The following is a 20,301-nucleotide window of genomic DNA, read 5'->3' on the forward strand; positions in this document are numbered from 1 at the left end:
CAATTGCGTTGGAGGATGGCACAACCGCACCGGAGATGATGTTGTTGCCATACATCAGAGAACCTGCAACAGGCTCACGGATGCCGTCGATGTCGACGGGAGGGGCTGCGATGAACGCAATCACGTAGCAAGCGGTAGCAGCTAGCAGTGTAGGAATCATCAACACGCCGAACCAGCCTACGTAGAGGCGATTTTCGGTGCTGGTGACCCACTGACAAAACTGCTCCCACAGTGACGCGCTTTGGCGCTGCTGTAGTGTAGTTGTCATGATGAATAATTCCTTTTTCAAGGTAGTTATGAACGAGACAGGATTCAAAGTTTTTTGAACACCTGTGTAAGTGATAGTAACGAAAGTACTGAGTTTTGTAAAGCGTTTTCATGTAAAGGAAAGCTTAAATCCCTCGCAGGGGGAAGGCTGTGTATTCCTTTTGGTAAGGATTTCAGCCTGTTTCGTTCTATTAAAGTCTCTGGGAATGTAAACAACATTAATTCTTTGATGGCAAAAAGCTTCTTGTAGCGCAATAGAACGCCTATGATTTCGTTACAGTTCTGAGAGAGTCAGGGTGGGCAGCCTGTCTTCTCATTTTTGTGCTCAGGCTTTGATTGTGATTTCCTCGCCTATTCCAAACTCGCAGGGCATTGTTACTTACAGTTCGGCGCTGACTATTGTTCCGACCTATGAGTGTTTTAATCGCTGCACTTACTGCAACTTCAGGGTTGATCCCAACACCCGGTCCTGGATTTCTCTGGAGACTGTGAGGGAACAGCTTCAGTTCGCTAAATCACACTCAATTATTGAAATTCTGGTCCTCAGCGGTGAGGTCCATCCTCGTAGCGATCGCCGCTCAGCTTGGCTGTGTCACATTTACAACATTTGCCAATTAGCGCTGGAATCAGGATTACTTCCCCATACCAACGTGGGACCACTCAGCAGAGACGAAATGGCTTTTCTCAAACCCGTCAATGTTTCAATGGGTTTGATGGTGGAACAAGTGACACCAGCCCTACTAAAAGGGGTTCATCGCCATGCGCCCAGCAAAGTACCTGAGCTACGACTCCAGCAGTTGGATCAAGCCGGTGAGCTGCAAATTCCTTTTACCACAGGATTGTTGCTGGGCATTGGAGAAACGGAGCGCGATCGCATTGATACGCTAAAGGCGATCGCGGCTTCTCATCAACGCTGGGGCCATATTCAAGAGGTGATTTTGCAGCCTCATCAGCCTGGCAGTCATCAGAAAGAAGCTCGTTTGCCCTTCACCCCAGAAGCGTTAGCCGCATTTGTTTCCATCGCAAAACAGTATTTGCCCGCTGATGTGGCGATTCAGATTCCACCTAACTTGGTGACTGATAGGCAGTATGTTTTAACCGCGATCGCTCATGGTGCGAGTGACTTGGGCGGCTTAGGCCCAGTCGATGAAGTCAACCCTGATTACCACCACCCGACCCCTGACTCACTTGGTCAGCTTCTCAGCACTGAGAATTGGAGCTTAGCGGTCAGATTGCCTGTCTATCCGCAATATGATGCTTGGTTGTCAGCACCTTTGCGAGAGCACGTTGCTCGATGGCGGCAATGTCTTGGCTAAAACTGACCGTGTTGCTGACGGTGCTGATGACCTGATCAGATGGGCAACAACGGCAATAGTTCGGAGACAATGTTAACCACTGGAACTCGGTAAGTAGCGCTGTAGCATGGTTTGCCAATCGGGTTCGCTGAGCTCTTGCAAAAGCTGCTGATTCAGCGACTCTCTCAAGGGTGAGTCGTTGGGTAAGGCAAACGCATACTGGCTGATTTGTACCCCTGTATCCTTAATCCGAAATCGTTTTTGAAAATCGTCTTGATTCAAGGTTTGCAGTGGTGCTGTGGCGTATACGAAAGCGTCAAGACGGTTTTCCTTTAAGGCATTAAGACCCGCCTCAGGAGTTGGATAAGTCCGAAACGAGATCTGCTGTTGTTGTAAGTATCGAGCTGCGGTGGTGTTTGTAATGCTGCCCACCTGCATGGTTTTCAACTGCTGGACCTGAATGGCTTGAATTCCTTGATCAAGAACTAGAACTGAAGTGATTGAAGCGGTCAGGCTAGCGGTTATCCCCATGGCAACCAGCATCCAAAATAAAGCTAGAAGCTGTCCGAATACCGTTTTAGGTGCCTTGTCACCATAACCAATGGTCGTCATCGTAACGCCAGCCCACCAAAAACCATCCCAGATGCCCTTGTGCGGCGATTTGTCGAACATCTTCTCATTGGAATGTCGCTCAAAAAGCCAAACGATAAGGCCAACCACCATTAATAGCAAGGCTAGCCATAGGCAAATTCTCCAGAACTGGGGCGACAGCACAGCCTTCACAACGTCCCAAAACCGCTGCTGTCTTCTTGTTGCAATTCCTAAAGTTGAAGCAAAATAGCTCTGAGTGAAATCAACCTGCTGCTCTTTGGGTGCCGTAGCCGTCGTTAAAACAACATCCAAATCGCCTGATTCGAGTTGCGCGATCGCCTCTTGAGGTTCCAGCTCACGCCACTGATAGTCCAGGTTAAGTTCATGGGCAATTTCACGCCAGAGCTGCACTCCGATGCCATCCCAGTCGCTTCCCTCTTCAGCGCTGCTCGATTTGATGACGAAAGGCGGGACAGGACTGAGACCGACTGCTAGCGTTTGGTTAGCAATATCTGAACTAGTGTCAGGATTGTCAGGCGATTCGGGCGTTTGAGCGATTGCAAGTGAACTATGGAAGCTCAGTATCAAACACGCTAGAAACAGACCCAGCCAGCGTAGCGATCGCCTGACGCTGCGAGTTTCCAATCGTTTGTTGACTCCCATCAGTTTGCAGATACGTTAAGTACCGTCTTACTGTGACGGATCTGTTGAAGGGGCGCTACCGCCTTGGGAGGTAAACGAAACCTGGCGTTAACTGACCCAAGGGGAGATTCTGCTGAGTTTTGGTGTTCGATGCAGCATCTCCGTTGATCATGAATCGCTTAGCAAACTCAAAAGTGCTCTGGGGTCATGCAGCTCACCCACTAAACGACGCACGGGTTTGGGAGATATGCGGATCAGGGTCGGAGTTGCTGATATCTGGTCTATCTCCGCTTGTTCAGGATGCTTAGAAACATCTACCATCTGCAAAGTGTAGGGACGATAGCGCGAACTTTCGAGGACGCCCTGTAGCGTTTTGAGAATCTGCTCGGTGAGAGCCGAGTGACCAGAGACGAATAACTTTAAGACGGTACCCGGCGAGGATTTTACGGCAGTTCGATCAGGTGTGGCTGAAGTTAACTCTGAAGCGAGATCGGACAGATCGAGGACGAGGTTGTGACTTTCCCAAAGCTGAGGAAAGTGCGATCGATGGGTTTCAAAGACTGAAAGACTGCGATATTCAGGACTCGGCATAACGCGCTGCCATTCCAGGTCTCCTAGCTCAAAAACGGCGTTCAAGAGACCTTGATAGCGATAAACCAAGGGATAGGCCTCGGCCACTATTTGGACATTCTGGTGTGATGGATCTCGCCAGCAGTCAATTGTTGCTGTGAAGTAAGGCACTAAAAAGTGAGGTGACTCAACCAGTCCCAAATGCTCTTGGAGCGCGCCACATAAATTAAGGTGCCACTGCGTTTTTTTCTGGTAGTCGCGGCAGTAAACCAGATCACCCCCCGGCGTAAAGACGGCAATTCCTTTGAACGGTCGAGGGATGGCGCTACTGACTAGCGGAGAATCCAGCACAAATTAGACTCGTCCTCTCAACATCTGAGCCATTTCATTCTGACGCGGCGACATTTCCAGTGCAGTCTCTTCGGTAATACGGCCCGCTTCGTAAAGAGCGTACAGAGATTGATTCATGGTGCACATGCCATCGAACGTACATTTGGGAATCAATGCTTCCACTTCATCTAGATCACCGCGCATGATGTAGTCCTTGATAGCGTCGGTGTTGATCATGATGTCGTGGAAGGCCGCTCGCTTGCCGTCAGTGGTGCGGCAAAGGCCCTGAGCAACCACTGCAACTAGTGATTCTGCGATCGAAACCCGTACCGGCGTCTGCTGGTCAGGCTCATACATGTTCAAAATCCGCTCGACAGTCTTAACGGCGCTGTTGGTGTGCAGTGTACCCAGTACTAGGTGTCCTGTTTGGGCTGCTTTCAAAGCCGTGTTAACCGTCTCTTTATCGCGCATCTCACCGATCAGAATAATATCGGGGTCTTCCCGGAGAGAGGCTTTCAGCGCATTTTTGAATTCCAGAGTATGCCGCCCAACTTCCCTATGCTTAATTAGGGATTTGCGGCTTTGGTGAACAAATTCAATGGGATCTTCAATCGTGATGATGTTTTTGGGCATCTCTCGATTGATGTAGTCAATCATGGCTGCCAACGTTGTTGACTTACCGGATCCGGTTGGTCCTGTCACCAAGATCAAGCCTTTGTGGTAGTGGCAGATATCTCTGAGAACAGGAGGCAGATTCAGTTGCTCCAGGGTCAGAATCTTGTTGGGAATCAAGCGGATGACCATCGACGGGCCAGTCAGCGTGTCAAAGATATTGATTCGAATTCGAGAGAACTCAAATTGTCCAGCACCATCAAAATCCAATGACTGTTTAAATCGCTGAATTTCTTCTGGCTTGAGTACTTCTTCCAGCCAGCGATAAAACGTGGATTCATCTGTGACCGAATAGTCCGTAATGGCGATTTGTCCGCGATCGCGAAAACGCGGCACTTCCCCAACCCCGACGTGAACATCTGAAAAACCCTTATCAAAAGCTTCTCTAGCAATCTTTTCGAGCGTGATTCCTGGCTTGGTGGTAGTTACGGGTGGCGGCGGCACACTGCGACCCGTAGGCGCGGCAGAAGAAGGAGCGGCCTGCCTACCTGGTGCTGTTGCTCTTCCAGGTGGAGGAGGAGGGGGCATACGACGCGGAGCAGGCGGACGTTGAGACTCAGCAGACATAGGACGCTTTCCGTTTGTTTACAAATGTTGCATAAGGCATTGCAAACGCCGTGGCAGATGCCTTCCATCTTCCATAGATTTCCCAATTCTGCAACTTATTTTTCGGGAGAGAATTGATGAATCGTGACTGCAGAAGAGCACAGCGCTCTTATCAATCGGCGTTTTTTGTGCATTTTCCTCGATCTGAATACTGTTTTTATTACGCTTTTATGCCGTCTGCCGTTTGGATTTTTGGGCTCATTTAACAATCTGCTGTGTTAATCTAGTAAAGCTGTAAAATCGCACACCTGGACTTTTGGGTGTCTTCTCGAAGACTTCCAGGTGGAGGATAAACCCGAAAGGAGTAAAACTGAATGCCTGTTGTTTCTTTGCCTCAGCTCTTAGAGTCTGGGGTTCACTTTGGTCACCAGACCCGACGTTGGAATCCGAAGATGTCTCCTTACATCTTCACGTCGCGTAATGGTGTACACATCATCGACTTGGTGCAAACTGCTCAGCTCATGGATGAGGCCTTTGCCTACGTCCAGCAGGCGGCTTCCCAAGGTCAAAAGTTTTTGTTTATCGGCACTAAGCGTCAGTCTGCTGGCATCATTGCTCAAGAGGCGATGCGATGCGGTGCAAATTACGTTAACCAGCGCTGGCTTGGCGGTATGTTGACGAATTGGGCCACCATCAAAATGCGGTGCGATCGCCTCAAGGAACTAGAAAAGATGCAAGAGACGGGAGCGCTCGCTCTGCGTCCCAAGAAAGAGGCTGCCGTCTTACGTCGAGAGCTAGAGAAGCTGCAAAAGTATCTGGGCGGATTGAAGACCATGCGACGTCCTCCCGATGTAGCGCTCATCATTGATACTCGCCGGGAATACAACGCTGTTCAAGAATGTAAAAAGCTTGATATTCCTATTGTTTCTCTGCTGGATACCAATTGTGATCCAGACGACGTAGATATTCCCATTCCGGCTAACGATGATGCCATCCGCTCCATTAAGCTAATTGTGGGGCGACTGGCTGATGCCATCTATGAGGGAGCCCACGGAAGAGTTGATTCTGGAGAAGTCTACGAAGACTACGATGGTGCTGACGAGGCTTTTGCAGAAGACGATGACTTTCCGTCTGCCGATGGTCAGGACGATTCAGAAGAATAGTTCTGCGATCGCACTGAAGATGAAAGCGACTTGAGATGCAACGAGGGCAATATGGCAGATATTTCGGCAAAATTAGTCAAAGAACTGCGCGAGAAAACGGGCGCAGGCATGATGGATTGTAAGAAGGCGCTTACCGAAACTAACGGTGATTTGGAAAAAGCCATTGAATGGCTGCGCCAAAAGGGCATTGCATCTGCAGCGAAAAAAGAGGGACGAGTAGCGGCTGAAGGACTGGTCCACAGCTACATCCATACGGGTGGACGGGTCGGTGTTTTGGTTGAAATCAACTGCGAAACTGACTTTGTTGCTAAGGGAGATGACTTCAAAGGATTGGCACAGGATGTTGCTATGCAGATTGTGGCTTGTCCCAATGTTGAATATGTCAGAGTGTCTGATATTCCTGAAGCCATGATTCAGCAGGAAAAGAAGATCGAAATGGGGCGCGAAGATCTAGCGAGCAAGCCTGAAAACATTCGTGAGAAGATTGTCCAAGGACGAATCGATAAGCGTTTGAAAGAACTTTCCCTGCTGGATCAACCCTTCATCAAAGATCAAAACATCACAGTTGATGAACTGGTTAAAAAGTATGTTGCTCAACTGGGTGAAAACATCCAGGTTCGTCGTTTTGCCCGATTTGTTCTTGGTGAGGGCATTGAGAAGGAAGAGGTCGATTTTGCGGCTGAGGTAGCTGCTCAAACTGGCAAAAGCTAGCGATCCGGGCAAGGGCTTCTAGGCTGAATCAACACTGCTCCCAGTCTCCAGCTCTGTATACTGTTACTTAAGAAGCAGGCGGATTATACGCCTGCTTCTTTTGCTAAGAATGCTTTCGCTCTATTGAGCTGCTCAACTGCAAGATCTGGTACTCACAATTTTGAGCTTGACGCTGCACTAGGCTTGTGTGCCCAATAGCGTCCGGGTCCGTGTTGGTGTAGCCCAATGGCTCACCGTTTTATCCTGACGGAACTGGCGACGGCTATAAGTTCATCCCTTTCCTGATTTTATTGCCGACATGCTTGTCTATCTTAAGTTAGGGTGACAAGCATTCTGCCAAGCTGATGCAACTGCCTAAAATAGAGCTTTAGCCCTCTAGACTTGTGTACGCCATACCTCTAGGTGCTGAAGGCATAGCTAGATGGCTCGTCGTTTTGTTCCAACGGAACTGGCGACGGCATACTTGCAGAGAGCATTTCAACAGGATCCCTTTGTGTCCCACTGTAGATTGATATGACTGATGGCTAGAAGTCTTGACCAAATTTCCAAAGATCTGACCAAGCTAGAAACGAAAACTGTTGAAATTAACGAAGAGCTCAAATCTCTTTATCAGGAGTATCTTTCTGTATTGAGTAAAGCGGTGAGGCAACAGCTTGTCCTTGCGGTTTACCATCTTTGCACGCAAGCCTATCCTGATAAATTTCTTCAGCTATCAGTCAATCATCGAGAAAAGGTCCAAGCTAGCATTCGCAAAGTTGCTATTCAAGGGCAAACTCAAATTGAGCAGCTCGGCAAAATTGTTAATCTGGCTAACTTTGAAGCTCAACTCAAGCAGGCTTTGGAAGCTGAGGATGGCTCAGAGGATGTTTCAGAGGATAGCTCAGCCCAAATCCCTCAAGCGGAGCCTGCGCAGGCGAACGATACAGACGATGCTCAAATGGTGAGGGATATTGCGGAAGATGCGATCGCAACCACAGAGCACCCCACAGAAGAATCCTCTTCTAACCCGACCACCGATGAGACTCTGGCAGCCAGTGATGAAAACGTTATAAACGGCTCTAAGGAAGTGTCGGAGATGATTCAGCGCTTAAGCGCATCTTTGTCATTGTTTGCCGTTTTTGGGGCTGAACCCCTCTCGCCGGTCACCTTGGCTAAACGCCATGTGCTCCTAGAGCGTCATCTGAGAGCAACGCTGCAAACCTTGTCTGGCCTGGCTAACTATATTTTGAAGCAGGTTCATATCTTGCCTGACTTGCCCGAAATGGTCATTGCCGCCGCTGCGGAAGCAGAAGCCGGTGACTCAGGCAGCTCTAACACCCCTAACGTGTTAAATGTGCTAGTGGAAATGGGAGGTGAACTGCGCAACGACGAGGATAATGAAGGCAATGACTTCACGGAAAACGCAGAGGAAGAGTTTGAAGACAACGATGATTCCGACAGAGAGATGACCCATCTAGTTGCCATCAATCTACGACTAGCTGACATTGAATTTGCCGATGCCCATTCAGCTCTTTGGCGCAGTCGATTGCAGGAAGCTCTGATTCGACTCAAGCGTTTAGGCAGTCGATATCAAAAGCTACAGCAGGAAAAAGCACGTGCCGACGCCGAACATGCCTGGCGAGCAACCTGGTTTGATGAGTAAGCAGAGGACCGGTAACAGAAGACTTTTAGTGATGTTCAAAGAGACTATCTTTCTAAAAATCTTGAGGACGCAAAATAGGAATACCGCAAAATTCTACAAGTGTTAAAAGGTCGTGATCACCAGTGACGATGGCGTCTGTATTGCTAGATAAAGCTGTAGACAAAATGATGGAGTCATTAGAGTCCCGTGGGTTTGGGACCTCAAGCTCTGCACATACGTAAAACCTGCTGAGCGATCTCACAATTCCTATCAGAGCATCTGGAGTTGTTTGTAAATTGTCAATTTTGTTTTTCAACTTCTTGTTAATGGAACACTCGACTAATTTCATTAAAAATTGGCTCTGAAATGACGAGCGTAATGACCTTGGCCTCGGCTAACAAAACAATAGAACTTGGTCGACTGCTAATAACGGTATGGACAAATTGCCTTCGGCTCACCCGCTTTATTTTTACAACTAAACTTTTACAAGTAGTGGTAGCGTTGCTCCATAAGACAAGTTATTCACCTCCTAAGCCTATATGCGTCGGTAAGCTCTGTGTCTGAAGTATATGTCTGAAGTAAAGACTACAGCTTTCAACGTATTTGTCCACGGGATTCGTAATCTGCGTTTGTGTCGATTTAGTGTAGCTAAGTGAATATGCTTCGTGCTCATACGACGGTTGTTCTGGCGATGAGTGCCGATGGCAAGATCGCCGATCGCGATCGCACTGCGGCTCGATTCTCTTCTGCCAATGACCTGAAGCACCTTGAAACTCAAATTGCTCAGGCAGACGGTGTTTTATCTGGGGCAGGGACATTGAGGGCCTACGGTACTTGTTTGCCTGTTCGGGATGGGGCACTTCTGGTGCAGAGACACAAAGCACAGAAACCGCCGCAACCGGTGCAAATCGTGTGCTCCTATAGCGGACAACTTGATCCACAGCTGAGGTTCTTTCAACAATCGGTGCCGCGCTGGTTGCTGACGTCTGAAGCGGGAGGCGATCGCTGGCGGCAGAGTCCAGCATTTGACTACGTTGCTCCCTGGTTAAGGCCACCGACGGATTGGCAGGATATTCTGCAAAAACTCTACAACCTTGGCATTGAGCGTTTAGCCGTGCTGGGAGGCGGGACGCTTGTGGCTGATCTCGTAGAGCGAGATTTAGTTGATGAACTCTATCTCACCCTCTGCCCCCTGTTGTTGGGCGGCAAGACTGCGCCGACGCCTGTTGATGGGCAAGGCTTGACGACTGAGTTAGCTATCCGTCTTCAGCTCTTAGAGGTGAAAACAATGGGCAGTGAAGTGTTTTTGCACTATTGCCGCTGCCATCCAGAGAGTGATTGATTTACCCTAATAAGGGTCTGCGATCGCGGTTCTGTCGTCTCTGGATCCTATGGTTCAACAGCTCAAGCCTCAATACACCGTCACCTGGATTCGTCAAATTCGAGAAATTCCTCAAGCCGCCTGGGACGAGATGGCCCTCCCGTTGGCAACGCCTTTTCTAGAGTGGACATGGCTGAACAATATGGAGCGTTCCGGCAGCGCCACTGCTAATGCAGGTTGGTTGCCGAATCATTTGACCGTCTGGCGTAGCGGTACCTTAGTGGCAGCGGCTCCGCTCTATCTTAAAAGTCACAGCTATGGCGAATTTGTGTTCGATCACCAGTGGGCCGATCTGGCTCATCGCATGGGCGTGGACTACTACCCTAAGCTCTTGGGCATGTCTCCCTTTACTCCAGCCGAGGGCTATCGCTTTTTAATTGCTCCTGATGAAGACGAAATGCTGCTGACTGAAATGATGGTGGCGGCCATTGATGAATTTTGCGATCGCAATAATATCTCTGGTTGTCATTTTCTCTATGCTGATCCCGACTGGCGATTGCTGATGGAGCAGGTCGGTTTCAGCAAGTGGTTACACCACAGCTATATTTGGCAAAACGAGGGCTATCAAACCTTCGATGATTATCTAGCTCGTTTCAACGCTAATCAGCGTCGCAATATTAAGCGGGAACGCAAATCTCTGGAGAAAGCTAATCTGCGAATCGAAGCGATCGAAGCAGAAGACATTCACCGCACCACCTGCTCTCGCATGTATGACTATTACGCTGATACCTGTGACAAGTTTGGCTGGTGGGGCAGCAAATATCTGACCCGTAAATTCTTTGAGCAGCTGTCACCTAATTACGCCCATCGAGTGGTGTTCTTTGCGGCGTATAGCGAAGACAGTGATGGTCCAGTCGGGATGTCGTTTTGCTTACACAAGGGCGATCGCCTCTATGGACGTTACTGGGGCTGTCGCGAAGAATACAATCATCTCCATTTCAACGCCTGCTATTACTATCCAATCGAGTGGGCGATCGTGCACAACATTCACTCCTTTGATCCAGGGGCCGGTGGACGGCATAAGAAACGTCGTGGCTTCCCAGCCCGTCCTAACTACAGCCTGCATCGTTTCTATGCCCCTCGGCTGCAAAAGGTACTCACAAATTACATTGATGAAATCAACCGTGCGGAGCAACTGGAGATTGAGGCGATCAACGCGGACTTGCCTCTGAAAGAGGTGAATTGATTTTCTCTGGTGCCTTTGCTCATTGGATTATCCACCCACGTACTCTTCAACCCTCGCCGTTGGGATCATCTCTGGTCTAGTGATCGCCGTTTGGTCGCAGGCTGCTTGGATAAAGCCCAAGAATAAAGGATGAGGTGTGTTGGGACGCGATCGGAACTCAGGATGAAACTGGCTGGCAATGAAAAAGGGATGTTCGGGATATTCAATCATTTCGACAAGACGACCATCGGGAGAGGTGCCGCTGATAACGTAACCTGACTCAAGGAAGAGGTTGCGAAAAGCGTTATTGAACTCGTATCGATGGCGATGCCGTTCGTAAATGACTTCTTCCTGATAGAGCTGACTTGCGAGAGTGTTTGGCTTGATTCGACAGGGATAGAGACCTAACCGCATAGTGCCACCCAAATCAACAACGTCCTGCTGTTCAGGCAAAAGACTAATCACTGGATTGGGGGTATCGGGATCGATTTCGGAGCTATTGGAATTGTCTAAATGAACGACATTGCGTGCCCATTCCACAACAGAGCACTGCATTCCCAAACACAGTCCTAGGAAAGGGATTTTTTGCTCGCGTACGTACTGGATGGTGCGCACCTTGCCATCGACACCACGGGTGCCGAAACCCCCTGGAACGACCACGCCATCAACGCCGCGAAGATATTGGTTTGCATCTGCTTGGGCCTCCAACTCTTCTGAGTTGACCCAACGAATTTTGAGTGCGGCTTGAGTTGCGATCGCCGCATGCTGCAAAGCTTCACTGACTGATTTGTAAGCATCATTCAGGCTGACGTATTTGCCGACAATGGCAATCTCAATGTTCCGGTGCGTGTTTTGCATTCCTTCGACGATCGCTTGCCAATGGGTCAAATCCGGTTGACGCTGCTCCATGCCAAAGATGTCAAGAACTTGATGAGCCAAGCCTTCCTGCTCAACCATCAAAGGGACTTCATAAATGCTGCTGACATCGTGGGTTGTAATGACGCAGTTGGCAGGGACATCACAGAACTCAGAGATTTTCTCTTTGATATTGAACGGTAGAGGTTTTTCTGAGCGGCAGACGAGGATATCGGGCTGAATGCCAATGGAGCGCACTTCTTTGACAGAGTGTTGAGTGGGCTTAGTCTTGACTTCACCAGCCGCTGCAATGTAGGGCACCAGTGTCACATGCATGTAGAGTACTTCTCGCCGACCAACGTCTTTACGAAACTGACGAATGGCTTCTAGGAAAGGCAGAGATTCAATGTCGCCGACCGTTCCCCCAATTTCGGTAATGACTACGTCAGGATTGGTATCGCGGGCAACCCGATGAATACGTTCTTTGATTTCGTTCGTAATGTGAGGAATGACTTGAACTGTGCCGCCCTGATAATCACCACGACGCTCTTTGTTGATGACAGCTTGATAGATAGAGCCTGTCGTGACGCTGTTTAATCGCGACATTGCTGTATCAGTAAACCGTTCGTAATGTCCCAAGTCCAAATCCGTCTCTGCACCGTCTTCCGTCACGAAGACCTCGCCATGCTGAAACGGACTCATCGTACCGGGATCAACGTTGATGTAGGGATCCAATTTCAAAATCGATACGGAATAACCGCGAGATTTGAGTAGACGCCCCAAACTAGCGGCGGCAATTCCTTTTCCAATGCTGGAAACAACTCCACCTGTGACGAAGACAAACTTAGCCATATTCTCTATAAATCCCCAAGCCCAGCTGCGATCGCACTGCCGCAATCTCACCAAACGGCCAACAGCAATCATCCGTTCTGGTGTTTTAACCCATTAATTCTGCCACAGTCACCGATCTTCCGACTGTCATCCTCTAACCTTAAAAGCGCATCCGAACGACCCTACAGTATGATTGCCCTAGCCCTAGTTGTTAATTTTCTTAACAATTCCGGGAAGAGGCGTTGCACTTTTTGAGAACTTGCTAACGTCATATGGAAGATTTTGGTTGGCAAGAGCCACAACCTGCAGTAAGTATGGTGTATTTGACTTGGTGGTTCTTCCATGAGAGCAAGAGATGACTGACAGTAAAACCTCCCCAGACCTAGAATTTTCCATTGAACAAACTCAGCCCGACGAAATGGCAAGCGCGTATGCTGAGCGGCTCATGGATGAGCTGTTTAATGGAGTAGAGCGGGCGCTGGAGGGAGATGTTGAAGCGCTCAACACTGTTTCAGAGCCTGAAATCTTGGATGCGGCACCCGCTTCTGAGCTGACATTGAGTTTTACGGAGGGAGGTCTTCCCGCCGTTTTGCTTGATAACGCTGCCGAGAGCGATTTGACGCCGTTATCAAGTGCTTTGACAACAGTTGCTGAACCCTCCCCGAGTCCTGATCCACCAACTAATACTCAAAAAAGTTGGAAAGATTTTTGGACGCTTAATCGGGCTTTGCTTGGAGCCGCAGGCCTTTCTGTACTCGCAACGTTGGCACTATGGTTTCATCAACGACAGCAGGTGCCCATCACGACGACTGTTCCGGCACCGACTCCTGCAGATAGCCTTGCGGTAAATCCAGATGCCGAATTTTTGCAGTATCTAGAGCGATCGCTTGATGTCATCGCTCAGAATGCACCGGCAGCGACCTCGACTGCAACAACCGACGTTTCAGATGTTGCGATCGCGCTCAACAATGGAGCCGTGGGTCTACCGCCAATTGGCAACAATGCACTTCCTACGCCACCGCCCAACGGTGTTCCAGCTGGACCTCCCGGCTCAATTAATGTCATTGAGCGCGTGTATGTGCCTTATCCATCAGCACAGGCTCCAGCAACCTATCCCACCACGCAAGGGTCTCCAGCACCGGCTGGTAGTGAGGTCTCTGGGACTGGGGCTGTTGCTGCTGCCACGTCCACTCCTCATACTTTGCTGGGGGTGTTAGAGTTGGGCGATCGCTCTGCCGCCCTCTTTGAGATTGACGGTGTGCCGCAGCGAGTCTACATTGGCGAACGGGTTGGCAGCAGCGACTGGTCTTTAGTGTCTGTTGCTAATGAAGAGGCCGTCATTCGGCGTAACGGTGAAGTAAGAAGTCTCTACATCGGGCAGCGATTTTAGGGTGGCTTGCTCTACAGTGATGAAAGATTCATTGGAGGAGTCACGCTGAATGGGCCTGTTTGAAGATCTCAGTCGCTTCTTAGAAAGTCGCCTAGACGAATTTCTAAAAGCGAATCCTCACTTAGAACTCATGGCTCTTGAAGAACAACTTCGAGGACAAGAGGAAGATGCTATTAATCTGCTTGGTGACTTGAAGCGTCGAGAAAAGCAGCTAGAGGATAATATCTTGTCTACAGCCCAGGCAATTCAGCGCTGGCACGCCCGCATCCAAAAAGCTCAGGCAGCAAATCGTCAAGACCTAGTGCAGCCTGCTCAGGAACGGGAGGCTGCCCTTTTGCGACAAGGAAATCACCTCTGGGGCCAGATGAAGGGCATCCAGGAGCAGGTTGAACAGACCCGTCAATTGCAAAGTCAAATTCATGAAAGACGCCGAGAACTGAAGGTGAAGATTGCAGCGGCAGAGGCGACCCAAGCTGCTGCCCAAGCCGCTTCTACTTACGAAAGTCGTCAGACTGCTGGGTGGCAGCAGAGTCCATACCAGGGTTTCGGCAAACCTCTCGATCCTCTAGAGGAAACGTTTCAAAGATGGGAAACCGAAAAGGAACTGGAAGACCTCAAGCGTCAGATGGGACGCTGACTTCCTTCGCAGAGATTCAAAGAACAAAGAGGTAGCATTCTTCCCGATCTGGCTGCTAGTCCCTTTAACCGAGATGCTTAAAGCTAAAAAATTAGTAGAAAGTAGTGTAGCTGAGAGCTGTCGTTGGCTTTATGGCAGGGAATCCGTTGATGGAATTTTGATAGGCAAGCCTGCTCGAATGGCTGTCATGTGATCGAGTAGGATAAGGTCGGTCATGCTCATGTTAAACAGGGCAATCCTTCCTCGTAGACGATTTCTAAGGCGAACACTTAATGCAGATAACTGTGTGAGTAATTGTTGGCTTTCAAGCTTTAGAACAAAAACAAGTTTAATTTCGTGCGGTTGTTGCGGAAAACTTGTACACGGTGTTGGCAAACATCGTCCAAGTGCTTGTCCGTGTTCTGAATTGGACCAAACTGCTGCCAGCATCATCAAGCTATCAGTGGCTTTATCAACAAAATTCCCAAAGAGATTGTTGGGTAATTTATCTTCTAGAGCCAACCGCGAATAATCTTTCAATTCCATAAGCCACAAGGTGCTCGCTTGGTTATCCCACCATCCAAAATCCATTTCTTTTAGGCTATAGCTACTAAGTCTGCGATAGGCAGTACAGTCACAAAACCGAAAAATTTGATGATCTGGAAGATCGACCTCCAATCCACTTTCTTGATAAACCGCCATCCACTAAGCTCCTAAATCAAGTAGCACTTCCTCTTCGTACTGTTTGATAGAAGCTTCCACTAGCAAATTATCAGGCATTCCCCACTGTAAGGAGGCAGATTTTAGACTAATCGCTCGTCCATCCCGTATTAGCGAAGACAGTTGGACAGGTTTGTTGTACTTGCGAGACAACATTTCAAACTGCTTGACGACAAAGTAGCTATGAGTTGCAATAATAACTTGAACTCCGATTGAGCTGAGTTCAAATAGCATTGTTACTAACTCAAAAACAGCTAAAGGATGCAAATTAGTTTCGGGCTCATCAATGAATAGGATGGTGTTTTTGTTAAGATTTCCGTTTTTGATTAGCGTTGTTAAAATCCCGATCTTTTTGATTCCTTCTGCCGTTTGTGACATGCTGTAGCGTTCCCTTCCTCGCCGAAAAAGAAACTCTTTTCCCTCCTTAACCACCTCTCCTTCGAAAACTTTCTCTAACGATTGTAGGACTTTATTCAATCGCTGAGGTAGATTTGATTTTTGTGGAGGTAATCTTAAAGCCGTAATTAAGTCTTGATAGGTATCATCAAATCCAAAAATATGGAGTTGTTCGCGAGTAGCAGCGATCGCTTCCAGAGCAGTCAGTACCTCTTTGGGCGGCAAAAATAAGGTGTTCAGAGCTGTTACAGGTTCTTTGACATCAGAGCAATCTAGAATTCGACGAGTCGTATCTTTACCAAAAGCAAAGTAGTAGGACTTCTCTAATAGCTCTGCGCTAACACGCAAACGTCCTTCGCTTTTGTTGACGATTTCCCCTAAACCATTAGGGCCAACCTGGAATGTCCAATACAGTTTGTCGGCCAAGATTTCTTTCCAGGGCTCTCGGTCAGATTGTTGGCGTTTTGTATATTCTTCAAGACTCTTGACAATGCAATAAAGAGCCTTTAGCAAATAAGTCTTGCCTGTATCATTTGTTCCAATCAAAAGATTAATATGATTCTGGGTATCCCAATTTAAATGAGTAAAGGGACCGAAGTTTTGAATAGAAACTTGACTAATCATCCACTTCTCACAATTCGTATAGGAAAATATAATTGCAGACTTGTCAAAAACTCTCTTGGATCAAAACCTGCATTCAGCCGTAGTATCCATCTCAATTCTATAGGCCTACAGAAATTATGAGTTTGGCCAAGCTCGGCATCATGGTAAAAGTGCCCGTTCTCAAATGGACTATGGAAGGGCTGAAAGCAGACGAAATAGGCGTCAATTAGCAATGAGATATATCTGCTGTTAGCTAATTGCTTCAGTTTCCAAGGAAGTTTCTGGAGCGCTCTGAATTGTAGGTTGGGGAACTGCCTCTTCAACTCGTAGGGTGAAGGGCACAGCGATGAGAAAGCAGAATCCACCTAGGACGACTGCCAGCAGGCGATTGTTGCCCAAGACATGAGCCATGAACCAGCCTAGTCCTAACGAGATAACAATTTCCGGCAGGACGATGAACATATTGAAAATGCCCATGTAGATACCACCTTTACGGGCAGGTAACGCCCCTGCCAGCATCGCATAGGGCAGTGATAGGATGCTCGACCAAGCAACACCTAATCCCAACATTGGTAGCAGTGCCCAACGGGGCGAGGGCACAAACCATAAAGAGATCAGCCCTAAACCGCCACAAGTGAGACAAAGCGCGTGTGTTGTGGGGCGACTCGTTGCGATCGCCAATCTTGGCAACAAAAATGAAACACAGAAACAGACAGCGTTGTAGGCAGCAATACATAATCCAGCCCATTCGATGCCACGGCTGTAGAGAGCGGAGGATTCATCAACTGCACCAAACAGATTATGGGCGATCGCTGTTGGAAAATACAAAAACACACAGTACATCCCAAGCCAGCTAAACCCCTGAACCCAAGCCAACTGACGCATCGTTTTAGGCATTTGTTTGAAAGCGACAGCGATTTCACGGACTGTCGCACCAACCCCTAGTCGTCGCTCCTGCTGCTCACGAAATGCTTCCATATCGCGAGGAGGTCGCTCTTCAGTCGTCAAGACAGTCCATAAAACTGTTCCCAAAAAGAAACCTGCCCCAATGTAGAAAGACAGTTTCACCACAGAGGGAATACCATTCACGTCCGTTTCATCAACAAGGCCGAAAATATTAGATAAGGCCCAAGGTAGAGCTGATGCTAATACAGACCCCAGACCGATAAACAAGCTCTGCATGGCAAACCCTTTAGTGCGCTGCTTGGGCGGCAGCAAATCACTCACGAATGCTCTAAACGGTTCCATGCTGACATTAGCAGCCGTATCCAACAGCCACAGCAAGCCCACAGCCATCCAAAGACTGCCTGCATTAGGCATGCATATCAGTGCTAATGACCCAAAAATGGCACCGATCAAAAAGTAGGGCCGACGGCGTCCCAATACTCCCCAAGTGTTATCGCTCAGATTGCCGATGATCGGCTGTACGATCAGCCCAGTGAGTGGGGCAGCTAGCCAAAGAATAGGAATTTGGTGGGCATCAGCTCCTAAATGTTCAAAAATGGCGCTGGTGTTTGCCATTTGCAAACCCCAGCCAAACTGAATGCCAAAAAAGCCAAAACTCATATTCCAGAGCTGCCAGAAGGCTAGTTTTGGCTTTACCTGTGATGAAGTCAAAGAACGTCTCCGATACTGTCAAACGGTGTAGTGCAGGATTGAATGTCAAATTAGATGTTCAGTATGTCGCTATAGAGCGCTCTGCCGCTGCTAAGAAAAGCTCCGGAAGCAATAAAAAAACATTAACTCAATTCACTGACAGGGTGTAGGCTAACTCTCTCCCAACGGCGATTTTGGCTCATGGAAAATCCGTCAGTTGGACGATAAGTCAACATACGTGAACCTGTTACGCTTTCGGTGAATAGGATTTCAGATGGGCTTTTTGCTGTTGAAAGTGTTGCGGCAAAAGCTGTGTCCCGAATCTTGCTTCCAGTTTTTGAGTAATTCGAGTCATCCAGTTTCAGGGTGGAGAGTGCCATGTATCGACAACGGCGACGTTCTAGTAGATTGACTGAGGGTGCGAGGGGAGCGGTCACTCTTTTTGCGCTATTTTTGGCAGTTGGTCTGCTTTTATACCAGCTTCTGTCGAGTGTTTTGGTGGCTTTTTCCATATCTTCCTGGACAGGGGTTCGTAGCTTAGCTGCTGCTCTGTTTCCACTATTGGTTGCTATCTATTTAGGCTTTCTTGCTCGCCTGCAGACCAATGCTCGCGAGAGCCGTGCTCCCGTTGTTAACAACTTCATTATTTTTCTTTTTTGGACAATGTTGCTGTTAGGTATCGATGGGCGTAGCCCTTTGGAACGATTTCCATTAGAGGAGTTGCTCTATTCATTCACCCTTTCCGCAATGATTTGGCGATACAAGCGTGGCAACACGATGGGCGCTTTGATGGCCTGCTGTTATGGGGTTTTAGCTGGGTCTTTGGCTGGGCTCATTTTCTTCGGCATAAACCCTGCTGCTATGTGATAGGGGCAAGTTGCTTTAGTTAGGCTGCGATCAGCAAACTTTTGTAGCCTTGTACCCTCGTCTGATTTTGGTTGTCATGACGACGCTTGGCTCAGGGGCTACAGCGCACTTGCAATAAAGCTACCCCCTGTCATGTGGACAGGAAGGTTTTGCTGTAGCGGTCTATGCTGCTGAGCTTTCAATTGCCAAAACGTTGAGTTTTTACACCCTTCAGCATCGGCATACTGGAGCGCTGGAAGTCGGATGCAGGTTTAAATCTATCGTTGTTTACGTGAAGGAATCATGCAAGAGAACACACCAAATCAGCCCCATCAGGAGGCAATTTCCGATGCACAGCTTGCTGTTGAAGCCGCCCGGGTAGGGTTGGAAGACAATAGCGAAATGGTTGGGGCACATGGTGCTACCGACGAAGACCCTATGGCAGCAGGACTTCCAACGACAGCAGATGATCCTGATGCAATGGAGGAACAAGCCAAAGTTGTTGGTGAAGAAGCGATCGGGGGGACGACGCCGACCCCAGATCAGAGCAACGTTGATGACATTGCTACGGCAGTTGGCATCAACAATAAGCCGGAACATCCTGTTGATGTCTTTCGTGAGATGCAGCGACGAGACGATCAGAGGCATGAGCTTGATCCCAGTTCGAAAGGACCTGGCGCATCTGCATAATGAGTTGCGTCGCTTTATGCAAAGGATGTGCTCGTTGATTCTTTTTAGCTCTTTCTCGCTAACTGTTTACTGTTATTCCTGACCTATGCTCGATTGGATTACAACGTGGCTGGAGTCACTGGGCTACTTCGGTGTCTTCGCTTTAATGATATTGGAACATTTGTTTCCGCCTATTCCGTCAGAAGTCATCATGCCGCTGTCTGGATTTATCAGCAGTCGCAGCAATGATATGACTCTGGAATGGGTGATTGTTGCAGGTTCTTTGGGGTCGCTGGTAGGCACTCTGTTTTGGTACATCTTGGGTCGATTGATCAGCCACCAACAGATTATGGTTTGGGTTGAAAAGCATGGTCGTTGGCTCGCCCTGAAGCCGAAAGACATTGAGAAGGCGATGGACTTTTTTCAAGAAGGAGGCGGCCATTGGATTGTAGGCATTGGTCGTGTTGTGCCGGGTGTGCGAACCTATGTTTCCGTACCTGCTGGCCTGAGTCATATGCCACTTGTACCTTATCTGTTCTACTCTGCTATCGGTACCGTTATTTGGACAGCAGCGTTAGCGATCGCAGGTTATTTCCTGGGTGCGCAATTCGAGCGGGTCAGTCAGTTCATTGCTCCTATTAGCACCATCGTGTTAATTGGACTAGGTGTCTTCGCCATTATTTGGGTATGGAACCGTCGTTTTCATCGACGCAGGCCATGACAAGCACTCAGTCTCCCTCTTCCTTTCTACAGAAATCTTTGCTGCGAGCGGCTTTCAAGCTGTAAGCTACGTCGTCTGAGAGATGAAGTAAGTGGTCGACAACT

General features: G+C 48.5%; 19 protein-coding genes and 1 pseudogene. 11 read left to right on the forward strand and 9 right to left on the reverse strand.

Features of this window, described 5'->3' with window-relative positions:
• A pseudogene (locus PN498_RS23290) lies at positions 1-268 on the reverse strand (photosystem II q(b) protein); the annotation flags it as partial.
• Between the two features lie 337 nt (positions 269-605).
• Here PN498_RS23290 and cofG point away from each other — a divergent pair.
• On the forward strand, positions 606-1,583 hold the full coding sequence (cofG, locus tag PN498_RS23295; RefSeq protein WP_272065818.1) for a 7,8-didemethyl-8-hydroxy-5-deazariboflavin synthase subunit CofG: 978 nt from the start codon (positions 606-608) through the stop codon (positions 1,581-1,583).
• Between the two features lie 72 nt (positions 1,584-1,655).
• Here the strand turns inward: cofG and PN498_RS23300 are convergent, their stop codons facing one another.
• From PN498_RS23300 to PN498_RS23310, 3 genes are all read right to left on the reverse strand, one after another.
• Positions 1,656-2,816 (reverse strand): transporter substrate-binding domain-containing protein, encoded by a 1,161-nt coding sequence (locus PN498_RS23300; RefSeq protein WP_272065819.1) that lies wholly within the window; start codon positions 2,814-2,816, stop codon positions 1,656-1,658.
• A gap of 147 nt (positions 2,817-2,963) precedes the next feature.
• Positions 2,964-3,716: a circadian clock KaiB family protein gene (locus PN498_RS23305; RefSeq protein WP_334312282.1), complete on the reverse strand. Its 753-nt coding sequence runs from the start codon at positions 3,714-3,716 to the stop codon at positions 2,964-2,966.
• A 3-nt stretch (positions 3,717-3,719) separates the two neighbouring features.
• Complete coding sequence (locus PN498_RS23310) at positions 3,720-4,934, reverse strand: type IV pilus twitching motility protein PilT (RefSeq protein ID WP_272065820.1); 1,215 nt, start codon at positions 4,932-4,934, stop codon at positions 3,720-3,722.
• Between the two features lie 353 nt (positions 4,935-5,287).
• On the opposite strand from PN498_RS23310, the gene rpsB reads away from it, so the two are divergent.
• The 3 genes from rpsB to PN498_RS23325 all read left to right on the forward strand — a co-directional run bounded on the left by rpsB (position 5,288) and on the right by PN498_RS23325 (position 8,429).
• Positions 5,288-6,076 (forward strand): 30S ribosomal protein S2, encoded by a 789-nt coding sequence (gene rpsB / locus PN498_RS23315; RefSeq protein WP_272065821.1) that lies wholly within the window; start codon positions 5,288-5,290, stop codon positions 6,074-6,076.
• A gap of 51 nt (positions 6,077-6,127) precedes the next feature.
• Positions 6,128-6,787 carry a translation elongation factor Ts gene (gene tsf / locus PN498_RS23320; protein WP_272065822.1) on the forward strand — a complete coding sequence of 220 codons (660 nt, stop codon included), beginning with the start codon at positions 6,128-6,130 and terminating at the stop codon, positions 6,785-6,787.
• A 520-nt stretch (positions 6,788-7,307) separates the two neighbouring features.
• Entirely contained in the window at positions 7,308-8,429 is a 1,122-nt protein-coding gene (locus PN498_RS23325) for a hypothetical protein (protein ID WP_272065823.1), read from the forward strand.
• A gap of 52 nt (positions 8,430-8,481) precedes the next feature.
• Here the strand turns inward: PN498_RS23325 and PN498_RS28660 are convergent, their stop codons facing one another.
• Positions 8,482-8,757, reverse strand: a complete 276-nt coding sequence (locus tag PN498_RS28660; protein WP_442951442.1) for a putative toxin-antitoxin system toxin component, PIN family — start codon at positions 8,755-8,757, stop codon at positions 8,482-8,484.
• 309 nt (positions 8,758-9,066) lie between these two features.
• Between PN498_RS28660 and PN498_RS23330 the strand changes: the two genes are divergently transcribed.
• Positions 9,067-9,750 (forward strand): RibD family protein, encoded by a 684-nt coding sequence (locus tag PN498_RS23330; RefSeq protein ID WP_272065824.1) that lies wholly within the window; start codon positions 9,067-9,069, stop codon positions 9,748-9,750.
• Positions 9,751-9,799: 49 nt separating this feature from the next.
• Entirely contained in the window at positions 9,800-10,975 is a 1,176-nt protein-coding gene (locus PN498_RS23335) for a GNAT family N-acetyltransferase (RefSeq protein ID WP_272065825.1), read from the forward strand.
• A 27-nt stretch (positions 10,976-11,002) separates the two neighbouring features.
• Here PN498_RS23335 and PN498_RS23340 read toward each other — a convergent pair whose 3' ends face one another.
• Positions 11,003-12,661 (reverse strand): CTP synthase, encoded by a 1,659-nt coding sequence (locus tag PN498_RS23340; RefSeq protein WP_272065905.1) that lies wholly within the window; start codon positions 12,659-12,661, stop codon positions 11,003-11,005.
• 334 nt (positions 12,662-12,995) lie between these two features.
• Between PN498_RS23340 and PN498_RS23345 the strand changes: the two genes are divergently transcribed.
• Positions 12,996-14,030 (forward strand): hypothetical protein, encoded by a 1,035-nt coding sequence (locus tag PN498_RS23345; RefSeq protein ID WP_272065826.1) that lies wholly within the window; start codon positions 12,996-12,998, stop codon positions 14,028-14,030.
• Between the two features lie 49 nt (positions 14,031-14,079).
• Complete coding sequence (locus PN498_RS23350; protein ID WP_272065827.1) at positions 14,080-14,667, forward strand: TIGR04376 family protein; 588 nt, start codon at positions 14,080-14,082, stop codon at positions 14,665-14,667.
• Positions 14,668-14,796: 129 nt separating this feature from the next.
• Here PN498_RS23350 and PN498_RS23355 read toward each other — a convergent pair whose 3' ends face one another.
• The 3 genes from PN498_RS23355 to PN498_RS23365 all read right to left on the reverse strand — a co-directional run bounded on the left by PN498_RS23355 (position 14,797) and on the right by PN498_RS23365 (position 17,982).
• Entirely contained in the window at positions 14,797-15,348 is a 552-nt protein-coding gene (locus PN498_RS23355) for a hypothetical protein (RefSeq protein WP_272065828.1), read from the reverse strand.
• Between the two features lie 3 nt (positions 15,349-15,351).
• Entirely contained in the window at positions 15,352-16,386 is a 1,035-nt protein-coding gene (locus PN498_RS23360; RefSeq protein WP_272065829.1) for an AAA family ATPase, read from the reverse strand.
• A gap of 228 nt (positions 16,387-16,614) precedes the next feature.
• Positions 16,615-17,982 carry an MFS transporter gene (locus PN498_RS23365; protein ID WP_272065830.1) on the reverse strand — a complete coding sequence of 456 codons (1,368 nt, stop codon included), beginning with the start codon at positions 17,980-17,982 and terminating at the stop codon, positions 16,615-16,617.
• 357 nt (positions 17,983-18,339) lie between these two features.
• Between PN498_RS23365 and PN498_RS23370 the strand changes: the two genes are divergently transcribed.
• From PN498_RS23370 to PN498_RS23380, 3 genes are all read left to right on the forward strand, one after another.
• Positions 18,340-18,828, forward strand: a complete 489-nt coding sequence (locus PN498_RS23370) for a hypothetical protein (protein ID WP_272065831.1) — start codon at positions 18,340-18,342, stop codon at positions 18,826-18,828.
• Positions 18,829-19,110: 282 nt separating this feature from the next.
• Positions 19,111-19,497, forward strand: a complete 387-nt coding sequence (locus tag PN498_RS23375) for a DUF6335 family protein (RefSeq protein ID WP_272065832.1) — start codon at positions 19,111-19,113, stop codon at positions 19,495-19,497.
• Positions 19,498-19,582: 85 nt separating this feature from the next.
• On the forward strand, positions 19,583-20,197 hold the full coding sequence (locus tag PN498_RS23380; RefSeq protein ID WP_272065833.1) for a DedA family protein: 615 nt from the start codon (positions 19,583-19,585) through the stop codon (positions 20,195-20,197).
• Positions 20,198-20,301 lie beyond the last annotated feature (104 nt).

Origin of the sequence: Oscillatoria sp. CS-180 (genome assembly GCF_028330965.1) — a bacterium.
GTDB lineage: Bacteria > Cyanobacteriota > Cyanobacteriia > Phormidesmidales > Phormidesmidaceae > Halomicronema.

Coding starts and splice junctions, on each gene's coding strand:
- PN498_RS23300 (WP_272065819.1), bottom strand. CDS start 2,816: ATGGGAGTCAACAAACGATTGGAAACTCGCAGCGTCAGGCGATCGCTA.
- PN498_RS23310 (WP_272065820.1), bottom strand. CDS start 4,934: ATGTCTGCTGAGTCTCAACGTCCGCCTGCTCCGCGTCGTATGCCCCCT.
- rpsB (WP_272065821.1), top strand. CDS start 5,288: ATGCCTGTTGTTTCTTTGCCTCAGCTCTTAGAGTCTGGGGTTCACTTT.
- tsf (WP_272065822.1), top strand. CDS start 6,128: ATGGCAGATATTTCGGCAAAATTAGTCAAAGAACTGCGCGAGAAAACG.
- PN498_RS23325 (WP_272065823.1), top strand. CDS start 7,308: ATGGCTAGAAGTCTTGACCAAATTTCCAAAGATCTGACCAAGCTAGAA.
- PN498_RS28660 (WP_442951442.1), bottom strand. CDS start 8,757: ATGAAATTAGTCGAGTGTTCCATTAACAAGAAGTTGAAAAACAAAATT.
- PN498_RS23330 (WP_272065824.1), top strand. CDS start 9,067: ATGCTTCGTGCTCATACGACGGTTGTTCTGGCGATGAGTGCCGATGGC.
- PN498_RS23335 (WP_272065825.1), top strand. CDS start 9,800: ATGGTTCAACAGCTCAAGCCTCAATACACCGTCACCTGGATTCGTCAA.
- PN498_RS23340 (WP_272065905.1), bottom strand. CDS start 12,661: ATGGCTAAGTTTGTCTTCGTCACAGGTGGAGTTGTTTCCAGCATTGGA.
- PN498_RS23345 (WP_272065826.1), top strand. CDS start 12,996: ATGACTGACAGTAAAACCTCCCCAGACCTAGAATTTTCCATTGAACAA.
- PN498_RS23350 (WP_272065827.1), top strand. CDS start 14,080: ATGGGCCTGTTTGAAGATCTCAGTCGCTTCTTAGAAAGTCGCCTAGAC.
- PN498_RS23355 (WP_272065828.1), bottom strand. CDS start 15,348: ATGGCGGTTTATCAAGAAAGTGGATTGGAGGTCGATCTTCCAGATCAT.
- PN498_RS23360 (WP_272065829.1), bottom strand. CDS start 16,386: ATGATTAGTCAAGTTTCTATTCAAAACTTCGGTCCCTTTACTCATTTA.
- PN498_RS23370 (WP_272065831.1), top strand. CDS start 18,340: ATGTATCGACAACGGCGACGTTCTAGTAGATTGACTGAGGGTGCGAGG.
- PN498_RS23375 (WP_272065832.1), top strand. CDS start 19,111: ATGCAAGAGAACACACCAAATCAGCCCCATCAGGAGGCAATTTCCGAT.
- PN498_RS23380 (WP_272065833.1), top strand. CDS start 19,583: ATGCTCGATTGGATTACAACGTGGCTGGAGTCACTGGGCTACTTCGGT.